At 43.1% G+C, this 12,530-nt stretch carries 13 protein-coding genes; 11 read left to right on the top strand and 2 right to left on the bottom strand.

Annotated features, from left to right (window positions below; all coding sequences use genetic code 11):
- Positions 1-19: 19 nt before the first annotated feature.
- From NAF19_RS07695 to NAF19_RS07650, 11 genes are all read left to right on the top strand, one after another.
- Complete coding sequence (locus NAF19_RS07695) at positions 20-373, top strand: penicillin-binding protein (protein WP_252789241.1); 354 nt, start codon at positions 20-22, stop codon at positions 371-373.
- Entirely contained in the window at positions 370-1,044 is a 675-nt protein-coding gene (locus NAF19_RS07690) for a DUF8835 domain-containing pootine (protein ID WP_252789240.1), read from the top strand. The genes NAF19_RS07695 and NAF19_RS07690 overlap by 4 nt, the downstream gene beginning before the upstream one ends.
- Before the next feature lie 5 nt (positions 1,045-1,049).
- Entirely contained in the window at positions 1,050-1,637 is a 588-nt protein-coding gene (locus tag NAF19_RS07685) for a hypothetical protein (protein ID WP_252789239.1), read from the top strand.
- 12 nt (positions 1,638-1,649) lie between these two features.
- Positions 1,650-1,868 (top strand): PRTRC system protein C, encoded by a 219-nt coding sequence (locus NAF19_RS07680; RefSeq protein WP_252789238.1) that lies wholly within the window; start codon positions 1,650-1,652, stop codon positions 1,866-1,868.
- Between the two features lie 3 nt (positions 1,869-1,871).
- A complete protein-coding gene (locus NAF19_RS07675; protein WP_252789237.1) occupies positions 1,872-2,045 on the top strand; it encodes a hypothetical protein in 174 nt (57 codons plus the stop codon).
- An 11-nt stretch (positions 2,046-2,056) separates the two neighbouring features.
- Positions 2,057-3,022 (top strand): hypothetical protein, encoded by a 966-nt coding sequence (locus NAF19_RS07670; RefSeq protein ID WP_252789236.1) that lies wholly within the window; start codon positions 2,057-2,059, stop codon positions 3,020-3,022.
- Positions 3,019-3,738: a prokaryotic E2 ligase family D protein gene (locus NAF19_RS07665; protein WP_252789235.1), complete on the top strand. Its 720-nt coding sequence runs from the start codon at positions 3,019-3,021 to the stop codon at positions 3,736-3,738. Before NAF19_RS07670 ends, NAF19_RS07665 begins: the two co-directional genes overlap by 4 nt.
- Positions 3,735-4,541, top strand: coding sequence for a PRTRC system ThiF family protein (locus tag NAF19_RS07660; RefSeq protein WP_252789234.1), 807 nt, complete (start codon positions 3,735-3,737; stop codon positions 4,539-4,541). Before NAF19_RS07665 ends, NAF19_RS07660 begins: the two co-directional genes overlap by 4 nt.
- Positions 4,542-5,289: 748 nt before the next feature.
- Positions 5,290-5,583: a hypothetical protein gene (locus tag NAF19_RS07655; RefSeq protein WP_252789233.1), complete on the top strand. Its 294-nt coding sequence runs from the start codon at positions 5,290-5,292 to the stop codon at positions 5,581-5,583.
- A gap of 193 nt (positions 5,584-5,776) precedes the next feature.
- Entirely contained in the window at positions 5,777-5,959 is a 183-nt protein-coding gene (locus tag NAF19_RS30720) for a DUF2630 family protein (RefSeq protein ID WP_370362860.1), read from the top strand.
- Between the two features lie 43 nt (positions 5,960-6,002).
- Positions 6,003-7,079, top strand: coding sequence for a sensor histidine kinase (locus tag NAF19_RS07650; RefSeq protein WP_252789232.1), 1,077 nt, complete (start codon positions 6,003-6,005; stop codon positions 7,077-7,079).
- 442 nt (positions 7,080-7,521) lie between these two features.
- Here the strand turns inward: NAF19_RS07650 and mgtA are convergent, their stop codons facing one another.
- Both mgtA and NAF19_RS07640 read right to left on the bottom strand, forming a co-directional pair.
- Positions 7,522-10,083, bottom strand: a complete 2,562-nt coding sequence (gene mgtA / locus NAF19_RS07645; RefSeq protein WP_252789231.1) for a magnesium-translocating P-type ATPase — start codon at positions 10,081-10,083, stop codon at positions 7,522-7,524.
- 45 nt (positions 10,084-10,128) lie between these two features.
- The gene (locus NAF19_RS07640) at positions 10,129-12,528 is read right to left on the bottom strand and encodes a phosphoketolase family protein (RefSeq protein ID WP_252789230.1); all 2,400 of its coding nucleotides are present in this window, start codon (positions 12,526-12,528) and stop codon (positions 10,129-10,131) included.
- Positions 12,529-12,530 lie beyond the last annotated feature (2 nt).

The raw sequence follows: 12,530 nt of genomic DNA, 5'->3' as shown, positions 1-12,530 counted from the left end.
TTAATTAAATCAAAAGAAAATGACACGTTCAAATCTTTATATCACCCTTACTAATGGCGAAGCGATTATTTGCGTTGCCGACAGCAGTAGCGCACCCGAACAGGGGTACATTGTGGAAAGGCTATTGCTCGTGCTTTTATCACTCAACGATGCAGATGCGGAACTGGCTTTGCTAACCGAGCATTGCGCCTTAAACGAATTACGCATCAATGCGACCTACCGCTATGAAATCAATCTGCAAACTAAAACCGTAGCTTTTTTTGACGAGATATATTTCTATAAAACGGAAATCTTCCGAAAGGGCGAAAATCTGACCCGCAGGTACACCGCTTATTTGTCATCCATTGAAAACAAAACCCCTATAAAGCCATGAAAACGATAACACTCAAACTATATAGTTTTAATGAATTGGAAAAGGAAGCCAAACAAAAGGCATTGACGACCTACAGGGATTTAAACGTCAATTTTAATTGGTGGGATGATGAACTGGAGGACTTTATAGAACTGTGTTCCTACTTAGGCATAGCGGTCAACAATGACAGTATCAAATTCAGGGGCTTTTATTCGCAGGGCGATGGTAGCGGCTTTTCCGCTATAGTGGACATACCCAAATTGCTTATCGCAGTTGCCAACCAATCGTGGAAAGACTATGCGCCAATGCAGGAATTTGTATTCAGTATTCCGCAGATTGACCGCAGCGTAATTGCATTGGTCGCTAAGGGATTGTTACCAAGCGAACCACAAATCATTTGCAGGTCGAGGCAGTTTGGCATAGTAACAGATTTAGGCATTTCCGGATTTATCAGGGACGGCAAAACGCATGATAACATCTTTGAAGAACTGGACAAACTCGAAGAATGGCTACGCTCGTTCGCTGAAATCCTGAACCGCTACCTATATCAAACACTCGAAAAACAATACGAATTTCTAACCAGCGATACCGCCATCAAGGAAAGCATTTTAACGAATGAATACCTGTTTACCACAGATGGCAGGTCGGCAAACCATTTAGTTAAATTGAATAAACGCACACTTAAAAATTAAAAATCATGACAACGAACTTTTTTCAAAATATAGCAAGCCTCAATCTTCCCGGTACATGGAAGTTAGTCATTCAAACCGATGCAGATGGCAACATGACCGTATCTGAATTATTTAACGCTACCTGCGGGGATAAAGCGGTAAAGCTGATTATCCCTTATACGCTCACAGGCACAGCGCAGGACTTAGACGAAGCATTTTTTACCAAAATTACCGACCCGTTAGTAAAAACCGCAGAACTGCAAACCAATTTGGAAGCGCATTTAAAAAGCGTGGAACAGGCTAAAGCAGCTTCTAAATTGGAGCAGGACAAAAAGAATAAGGAAAAAGCACAGGCAACCGCCACCCCGAAAAAGACGGAAGATGCGGAACTACCTGAACCAAAAATCAGTAAAGAGGACAAGAAAAAAGTCTACGATACGACAATGGAAAATGTAACCGAACTGATTAAAAAGTTCAAGTTTTCCGAAGCCCTGACCATCCTGCCAAGCGTAGAGGAACACCCCAACAAAGAAAACGAACTGAAAAAGAAACGCCAGTATTTGGAGCAACAAGCCAACCTATACGAGAAAGCATTATTGAATTACAACTCTTAAAGAAACACAGCCATGTTAGAAACGAAATTACTACCAAGAGTTTTTGTCCACACCGAGAACGGGCAAAAAATCCGCCTGACCGACCCTAACGAAGATTTTAGCCCCGAAGCAGTATGCAACTATTATGCGAACCTGTACGCCATCCTCACTACCGCCAAAATTTCAGGGCCTGAGTTTGTAGATGACTGCCGGGAATATAAATTTGTATCCACCATAGGAGTGAAAGGATAGTCGATGAAAACGAATGAGAACAAAGGATTAATTAAACAATGCAATCAGCAACAATGGAAGCTACATCAGCAACTCGCACATTTCGCAAAAGACCTCGACAGGCTACCCGATGCGCAGGAAGCAAGGCTCAACCGCCCACGCTCCGCACCGCAGAACCTGTTGCCAATGGTTTTTTAAGGCACAGCTTTATGCCCATGTACCAGCCGGCAACGGAATTGCCAAAACAATCAGCAGTAGAGGGGGATTTTTTTAAATCCCTCTCACACCTGGTTAAACACTATGGTTTAAACCTGACAGGCTATCGACAACTGCCCTACCCTTATAATATTCTGATGGCAGAAAAGGAGGTCAACCGCCAACTAAAAAAAAAGGGCAGGTATCGGGAACTGCTGATCGTGGAACAGGAAGATAGTCATACCTGCCTGACCGTTAAAGAAACATTCAATCAGGATTTTGGCTTGTTTTATATCCCGGTGATGCCGATTTACGACCTGTGGCAAAAGCCGGAATACACCCATTGTGCCGAACTGATTACCGCCGTTTGCGCCTACCTGTATATCGAAGCGGATGTTACCTATTACCGGGACGAGGACACCTATATGTTTTACAATTATCAAATACTGGACGAATGGATAACCGAGGGCAAAGACGATATGGAGGAACATGATTATAAAAGGCAAAAAACAGCCTATGATAACGCACTGACACAAGGTGATTTTATACAGGAAAAAATGATGGCGACAGGTTTTCGTCATAGTCTGGACAGCCTTATCGCCAACTTCTATGCCCTAAGTGATTTTGAAAAGGAATGCCTGAGCGTAGCCCAAAAATGTTGGGACTTATGGCAGACCTTTCCCGGCATGAACCTTTTTAAACATGCCAGTTTACAAGATTATGAGGTGGAAGATTACGAGGATAACTATGTAGCCATGCACGAGTATTTCTCTTTTGTCGGGAGCATGAGCGATAGCGTAAGCGATACGTTGCGGGACATGGTGAACAACGATTTTAACGAACGTTCCCGTTACCAGGAGCCGGAAGTCATCACCTTTTTTAATGAACATAAACCATTATATACCGATGAACTGGCTTATGAAGATAAGCTATATAGGCTTATCGATGATTTATGTACCCTATTATACCACAAGCCATGAAAGATTTAACGAACACTTTCGGAAATTTATACCAGCCTGTAAAAGCCCTGCTGATTATGCAAAAAACAGGCAATGACCATCAATCCGATTTTTATATCGAAAGTTATGATATGGACGTTTCGGGCTGCCCCATCAACGGGCATCCCTTATCTATTCAAGAAAGCCATAAATTAGCAAAAGCATTACAGGTTAATGAAAAAAAGGCGCAGGGCTTTTTAAATCCGAAAGGCTTAATGCCCCCTAACGTGCTAACCATCAATAGTAGTTCATCAGGCTTTGCCGTTTGGCACACGCCACCCCAACAAATCAAACTGCTTTTCATAGAGAGCCTCGGCATCCCATCGGGAATGGCGCATGTCCCTGCAATGGTTTGGAAAGCAGGGAAGAATAGCCTACAGGTTTTTGCCGTAACCGAAACCGACTTTACAGAAGATACGCTGTTATATCACGCGCCTTACTTTAATGTCTATCCTGACGGTAGGGTTTGTATGGGTAATGTGCAAATCAGCATCCCCAAAGATTGCGGGTTGGAACAGTTTATGGAGTTGTGGCAAAGCGATTTTTTCAACAGCTATTTCAGCCACCTGTTTGGGGGGCATCAGCCAGTAAAAGGAAACATCGTACAGTTATGGCAACACCTGACCGAAAGCGGGGAGCAATTCCCGACCGATGTATTGATACCCAACAAATTTCAAATTAAACACCTCATCAGATGAAAACATTAACGCCCATACATATTACCGATAATTACCTGATAAACCCCACCAATCCTATTACCGTTAACTTAATCGGTTGTGGTGGTACAGGTAGCCAAATGCTGACCAATCTTGCCCGGATAAATCAGGCTATGCTTGCCCTCAATCATCCGGGGCTAATGGTTTTCGCTTATGATGATGATCCGGTGAGCGAGGCCAACCTCGGCAGACAATTATTTGCCGAAGCAGAAATCGGCTTGCATAAAAGCGTGGTATTGATCAACCGCATTAACCGCTTTTTTGGTACTAACTGGAAAGCGATAACGCAACGCTATGATGCAGGCTACGTGGAAACCCGTTCCAATGATGGCAAAGCCAATTTGTTCATTACCTGCGTGGACAATGCCGTATCAAGGTTTGAAATCGGTACGATACTGCAAGAGTTTACAGGCTACCAAAGTTATGAACGCAACCGCCCTTTATACTGGATGGATTTGGGAAACAGCAAACACACAGGGCAGGTGATTTTATCAACCATAGGAAATCACAAACAGCCGGAATCGAAGAAATATGCACCCGTGGGGAACCTGCCATTTGTAACTGAAACTTTTAAGGAACTGTTAGAAACGGCAGACGCTACCGACAATACGCCAAGTTGTTCATTAGCCGAAGCCCTGACCAAACAGGATTTATTTATCAATTCTACCTTAGCCAATATGGGTTCATCCCTTTTGTGGCAACTGTTTAAGGACGGCTTATTATTTAACAGGGGCTTCTTTATGAACCTGCATGATTTCAGGACACAACCCCTAAAAGTAGCTTGAACAGTCATGACCATTGTAGATCAAAATAATAAAATAATTACCGTAGAAAATTTGGATTTAGCCCTCCTGCAAGCGGACGATTACCACCATTACCGGCATGTTGACCCCTCATTAAGTTACTGGATGAGGGCTTACAGGCTTATTGGGAAGATGTCTATCAAAAATTGCTCCGGCTAAAAAACGAATAAAAATCGCGCCATCCTGCCACTTGCTACTTTCATCCGCAACAGGCAGTATGGCGTGTTGGGTCGCCAGACTTTCATAAAATCAATCCTGCCTCCGGCTATTATTGATTTTGCGAAACACAGGCATATTTAATTTAAAGAATGATGGCTAGTTTGGTGCAATACAATCCTGTATTTCATCGCTTGGGTGTAAAGTGGGAACAATCATTAGGAGAACTATATATAAACTTAAATATCAATAATTAGATTTTCTCCAAAAACAGCTTTTGAAAGCCTGTAAAGAGCAAGCTTTTAGTTTGAAAAGTATTTAATGCAATAATTTCTTATGATTGGAATGATCTGCAAATCTAACGATTGAATTAGCAAGCCTAAAGAAAGCCAGTCAAAATATAAGTCTTGCATTTATAATGTATTACGCACAAACAAATCTTGTTATAATTGTTACATCTGTACAACTCCTATCAATCAGCGGATCGATTAAGACTCATTACCAACTTATCCGGCTCATTTTCATGTAGGGTTAATGGTCGTTAATTAATTGCTTCTTAAAATAATTCATATTCATGCACTCAATAAAAAATACACATCTGGTAAGTGCTGAGACACTTTTCCAAAGTTTGCAAAGCGACTTCGCGAATGAGATCAATATCAAACTGTATTCCAGCCTGAGCATAGAATATGCTCATGTATATGACGTGATCAATGTCTACTTCCTCGAAATTATAGATGGTGCTGTATTTACCATTACCGTTAATGAGAATGAAATAGAACTATCAAATAACGGTGACGTTACTGAATACAATACAGACTTACTTGAACAACACCTTCATGATTTCCTGCTTGAAAGATGCAGTTAGCAGACGACTGGCTCTCTTATAAAACACTTATAGATTAATAACCTTCTTAAAGACAATATTTAACTAAATATATCAGGGAAGAAAAAAAAGAAGATAATTTAATTATAAATCATATCAGACAACTTACGGAAAAAGGAGAGCATTTATATGGCAATTCTGAACTAACTGATCAGTATGTTCATACTTACATACAATTAAATCTGAACTTGATAAGTATTGGGATTTGCTTCGTAAGCGCCGGGCTTTCCGCAATGTAGGAGATGATCCAAACAGAGCGCAAATGCGATCTGCTGATACTATAGAGCATTACAAAAGTGAAAAAGGCCAATTTATTAATCTTCTCTACCTGTATATATTATTTCAATTGGCATTTTAGATAGGCCAAAAAATACTTTTTTTTTGTGAACTTATAATAGAATATGGTTAATCAAGATCAAAAAATTAAAAAACTCATTAAGCTAAATGATGAGTTAGAGAATTATTTCAGAAACACGATCATTCCGCAGTTATTTGTCGATAGTGACTTGATTTTACGGAAGTTTACACCTCCGGCCATGAAACAGTTTTCCTTAAAAACAGAAGATGTAGGGAAGAATATCGATGACATTAAAGATAATTTTCGCTTTCCTACTATAGTTGAGAATATTGAACAAGTCATCCACAGTAATGAAATCCTTGAAAAAGAAATCCAGACAACTGATTTAAGATGGTATCAGATGAACATTATACCCTATGTTATTACCAAAACTAAAAAAACAAATGGGGTAATTATCACATTTGTAGAAATAACAGCACGGATTAAAGATCTGGTCAATCAGGAAATGCTCATTGCCGATCATGAAACCTTACTTGACACCATATCTCATGACATTAAAGGTCCGTTAACCAGTTTACTGCTAACTATTAATCAACTTAAAAAGGTTTCCACGGATAAGTCCAAAATATTTTTAATGTTTTTCGGGGTTTTAGAAAGTTCCATAAAAAAAATGCAAACTATTATAACGGAGTTGACTGATGCTGGTAAGCTAAAGCATAAATATAAAGTAGAGGAAGAGCGTATAGATTTTGAAAATATCCTTGAGGATGTTCGTCTTACCCTGGCTGGAACGATTATGGAATCCGGCGCCATAATTAGTAGTAATATTAAAGTGTCCCGGATATTGTATTCCCGAAGAAAACTAAGAAGTATAATTTATAATCTGGTAAATAACGCCATCAAGTTCCAATCACCAGATCGAACTCCTGAAATAACAATAAGTACAAGAAAAGAAAAAAAATATATCGTGATAAGTGTAAAGGATAATGGTATTGGGATAGAGGAAAGTAAATATAAAGAAGTATTTTCAAAATATAGCCGTATCGAAAATACTGTTGAAGGCACTGGTATCGGCTTGTATCTGGTCAATGAGATAGTAACTAATTCTGGGGGGAAAATCTTACTGAAAAGCGAGTTAGGCAAAGGTTCTGAATTTCAGGTTTACCTAACCGTACAGTAATTAAAAGCAAAATCGCAAACCAAGAATTAAGTGGATAATCTTCTCTCAACACTAATTTTTTTACTACAGTGGTCGAACTTAAACCCCATGCAGTAATTTAAAACAAAATTTCATGGAATATTCCAAACGAACGAATAACCCTTCCAGGTTAAAGTCAAGCTCTTGAATATCTTTTCGCTCCAAAAGAACATGTTCTATAAGGATTTTTTTTTGGGAAACAAGCCCATGTAAATCCATGTTTAGAGAAGCTACGTCTTTATAAAGTTCCCTTCCGTAATTTCATCAAAGCCTTTTATACCGGTGAGGCACTTTTGTAGTTGCTTAGGAAGATCAGCACTTTTTTTCATGTTATTTTAACGTTTAGAATAGTCTTTTTTTTCCTTTTATCGCCGGCCATTGAATGGTTAACGATGTTTTCAGTACTCTTATATCCATCATACATTCACTCTTTCAACACCGTTAACATTTGCTTGTTTGCAGCAGCATTCATCTTTCTATAAAACGCTCTTTTCGCCAGTTCGGCCGAGCCGAGGTAGCATACAATGATAAGCAGCATCCAGCCATAATAGGATAAAGGCAGCCGGGTAAACCCGAACCAGGCGGCTAAAGGTGTCAGCGGAAGTGCCAGTACCAGTAGCAGGATCATTACCGTAGCGATAGCCAAATATTTGCCCGGCAGACTTTTAAAAAATGGCAGCCGCGTCCTGACTACCAATACGATCAGCGTGGCGGAGATTACCGATTCGGCAAACCACCCGGTTTGAAACACCTTTTCGTTCGCATGAAACACAAATATCAATACCCCAAAAGTGAGGTAGTCAAAAACAGAACTCAGTAACCCAAAGGTGATCATAAACCGTTTGATGAACCGCAGGTCCCAGCGTTGCGGCGATTGAATATTGATCTGGTCGACCCTGTCTGTAGCGATGGCCATTTCGGGAAAGTCGGTTAAAAGGTTGGTCAACAGGATCTGTTTCGGCAGCAGGGGCAGGAATTTCAAGAATAATGATGCCCCCGCCATACTGAACATATTGCCAAAATTTGCGCTGGTAGCCATAAAAATATATTTCATGGTATTGGCAAACGTTTTGCGGCCTTCGATAATGCCATCGATCAACACTTCGAGGCCGCTGCTTAACAATACTATGTCTGCCGCTTCCTTGGCTACATCTACCGCAGTATTTACAGATATGCCTACATCGGCGGTGTGGAGCGCCGGGGCATCGTTTATGCCATCGCCCATAAACCCTACTACGTTGCCTGCCTTTTTTAAAATGGTGATGATCCTTTCTTTTTGATTGGGCTCCACTTCAGCAAATACATCCGTTAGGGGCGCTTTGTGAAACAACGCCGCATTGGTCATCTTCAGCAGGTCGCCGCCGGTTAGTATTTGCGGGTCTGTAATTCCTATTTGCAAAGCCAGGCTTTTGGCCACCAGGGCGTTGTCGCCGGTGATGAATTTTAGTTTTACACCGAGGTCGTTCATTTTAGCCATCAGATCGGCAACATTGGCCTTCAGTGGGTCAAACAAGGTGATGAAACCTATAAATACCATGTCCTTCTCGTCGGCTTTGGTAAAATCCTGTTTGGCATCGGCAGGTTTGTAGGCCACGCCTAATGTACGGTAACCAGCGGCGCTCAATTGCTCGTATTGCTTATGTATAGCGGCCGTGCTATCCGCAATAGCCTGTACCTTCCCGCCGACGGTTTCAACCTGGCTGCAAACTGCTAAAATATTATTTAATGCGCCTTTGGTAATGGCAAAATTCTCTTTTTGGTTTTTTAACTGTATGGTGAGTCGCTTACGGATAAAATCATAGGGGATCTCTGTTTGCACCTGGTACGTATTTGCCGGGCCTTTATATTCCGCACAAATTGCGGCATCTATGGGGTTATTAAAACCCTGCTGCAGGGAGGCGTTGAGCCAGGCGTATTGTAAAACCTTATCGCTGTGCCGCCCGTTGATATCCAGCGTATCTTTTAATTTCACTTTACCTTCGGTAATGGTGCCTGTTTTATCGGAACACAGAATGTTCATGCTGCCAAAGTTTTCAATGGATGACAGGCGTTTAACGATCACCTGTTGCTTAGCCATGCGCCGCGCGCCCGTAGACAGGTTGACACTGATGATGGCGGGCAGCAATTGCGGCGTTAAACCTACGGCTAAGGCTAAGGAGAACAGGAAGGAATCGAGCACCGGCTTGTGCAAAAACACATTGATGCCAAAAATGATGATCACCAGCAACAAAGTGATCTCCATTAGCATGTAACCGAATTTCCGGATCCCTTTTTCAAAATCAGTTTCGGGTACCCTGGCCTGCAAGCCTGCGGATATTTGTCCGAATTCCGTTTGTTTACCAGTTTTTATGATGAGTGCGCTGGCCTTGCCGCTGATGACATGCGAGCCCATAAAGAGCGCATTGCTTCTTTTGGCCAGCGGCGTACTGGCGGGCAAAACGCCGGCATTCTTTTCTACCGGATAGGTTTCGCCGGTAAAGGCGGCTTCATCAACAAATAGTTCCTGCGACTCCAGGATCAGGCTATCCCCGGGGATCACATCGCCGGCAGATAAGATCACCACATCGCCCGGAACGACATTTTCAACCGGTATCTCTTTGGTCTTCCCGTCCCTCAAAACATTACAATGCAGTTGTACCATTTTCATCAGCTCTTTTACCGCATCCGAAGCGCCTTTTTCCTGCCAGAAGCCCAGAAAACTGCTGATCATTACAATAGCCAGGATGATCAACGTATCGGCCACATCACCCAGGCCGGCCGACAGCAATGCAGCGGCGATCAGCATCAGGGTGATGGGGCTTTTAAATTGCGAGAGGAAGAGAAGTAATGCCGATGATGACGTGTTGGCTTTGATGGTATTAGGGCCATATTGCGTCCGCCTTTTGATCGCCTCCCGATCACTTAGCCCCTGCTCGTTAACCCCGAACTGCTTTAAAGCTCCCGCTTTATCCAGGTGCCAAAAAGGTTGATCTGTTTTCGTTTCCATTTGATTAGCCTTTTTTATGCACGGTTAACAGGGATTAATTTTCAATCATGCTTTTGATGGCTTAATGGCGTCCCATTTCCAGTTCAGGATTTCGGGCATATCTTTACCATGGGCACCAATATAGTGTTTATGTTCCGTTAGTTTATCCTGTAACATTTGTTTCAAATAAACGCCTTTAGTGCGGGTTTGCGGCAGGCGGTCTATCACATCCATCACCAGATGAAACCTATCCATTTCGTTAAGCACCGTCATATCAAATGAGGTGGTGATGGTTCCTTCCTCCTTATAGCCCCTTACGTGCATATTGACGTTATTAGCCCGGTTGTACGTTAAACGGTGCACTAACCAGGGGTAGCCGTGGAAAGCGAACACCACGGGTTTGTCGGTTGTGAACAAGGCGTTATAGTCGGGGTCGCTCAGGCCGTGCGTATGTTCGCTACTCTTCTGAAGCTTAAACAGATCCACTACGTTGATCACCCGTATCTTGAGTTCGGGCAAATGTTCGCGCAAAATGGAAACGGCCGCCAATACTTCTAATGTCGGCACATCGCCACAACAGGCCATAACCACATCCGGTTCCGCTTCCTGGTCATTGCTGGCGAAGTTCCATATACCGATGCCGCGCGTACAATGGTCTACCGCTTGTTCCATAGTGAGCCATTGCGGCGCAGGGTGCTTACCCGCAACTATTACGTTAACGTAATGAAAGCTGCGCAAACAATGATCCATTACCGATAAAAGACAATTGGCATCAGGGGGAAGATATACGCGTACAATATTTGCTTTCTTATTCACCACGTGATCAATAAAGCCGGGGTCCTGGTGGGTGAAGCCATTATGGTCCTGCCGCCAGACTGTGGAGGTTAGTAAAATATTTAATGAAGCGATCTTTCGCCGCCAGGGCAATTCTAAAGTAATTTTCAACCATTTGGCATGCTGGTTAAACATCGAATCCACAATATGGATGAATGCCTCGTAGCAGTTAAATAAACCATGCCTGCCGGTTAACAGGTAACCTTCCAGCCAGCCCTCGCACTGGTGCTCACTCAGCATTTCCATCACACTGCCTTCGGGTGCCAGAAACTCATCACTGGCTATAACCGGTGCCTCCCATTGGCGCGGGGTTACTTCAAATATAGCTTCCAATTTATTGGAAGCCGTTTCATCCGGCCCGAAGATCCGGAAATTTCGGTTTGTGCTATTCTCTTTGATCACATCCCGTAAAAAACGGCCGGAGACGTAAGTGTCGCCTTCGCCATCCACTCCCGGTGCACCTACTTCGCAACCATAATTCCTAAAATCGGGCATTCGCAGGTCGCGTAATAACTGGCCCCCGTTAGCATGCGGATTAGCGCCCATACGTCTTTCTCCTTTTGGCGCCAGTTCAGCCAGTTCGGGCATCAATTGTCCTTTATCATCAAACAATTCTTCGGGCTTGTAGCTCTTCATCCAGTTTTCCAATAGCTGCAAATGCGCTGGCGGAGCAGATGCAGAAACGGCGAGCGGTATTTGGTGCGCCCTGAAATTCCCTTCGATCTTAAAGCCATCAACTTCTTTAGGCCCGGTCCATCCTTTGGGCGATCTCAATACGATCATCGGCCAGCGTGGACGTTCCGTAACCCCATTAATAGCTGCATCGTTTTTGATCTGCCGGATATGTCCGATGGCCTGGTCTAATACGGCGGCCATTTCCTGGTGCATAAGGGACGGGTCATCCCCCTCGACAAAATAAGGTTTCCAGCCGTAACCCAAAAACAATTGTTCCAGTTCTTCATGGCTAATGCGCGCTAATATTGTTGGATTAGATATTTTGTATCCATTTAAATGGAGTATGGGTAATACCACCCCATCGGTAAGCGGGTTTAAAAATTTGTTGGAATGCCACGCCGTAGCCAATGGGCCTGTTTCTGCTTCGCCGTCTCCGACCACACAGGCCGCGATCAGGTCCGGGTTATCCAGTACCGCGCCAAAAGCATGACTAAGCGAATAACCCAGTTCGCCGCCTTCATGAATGGAACCTGGTGTTTGTGGCGACGCGTGGCTGGAGATTCCACCCGGGTAAGAAAATTGGGTAAAAAGCCTTTTTAAACCTTCTTCGTCCTGCGTGATATTGGGATACACCTCCGTATAGGTACCTTCCAGATAGGTACCCGCTACCACCGCCGGGCCGCCATGCCCGGGGCCCGAAATATAGATCATGTTCAGGTCGAAGCGTTTAATGATCCGGTTCAAATGGGTATAAATAAAGTTCTGTCCCGGCGTTGTACCCCAATGGCCCAGCAACATATTTTTCACATGCTCCAGCTTTAAGGGTTCTTTTAATAAAGGATTATGCCGCAAATAAAGTTGCCCGACAGACAAATAGTTAGCCGCACGCCAATAGGCATTGATCTTGTATAATAATTCGGGGCTTAACGTTTCCGGTTTCATCAATTCTGTTTCCATAA

Source organism: Mucilaginibacter flavidus (assembly GCF_024055575.1).
Classification (GTDB): domain Bacteria; phylum Bacteroidota; class Bacteroidia; order Sphingobacteriales; family Sphingobacteriaceae; genus Mucilaginibacter; species Mucilaginibacter flavidus.
This window is presented reverse-complemented; position numbering and strand designations above follow the sequence as displayed.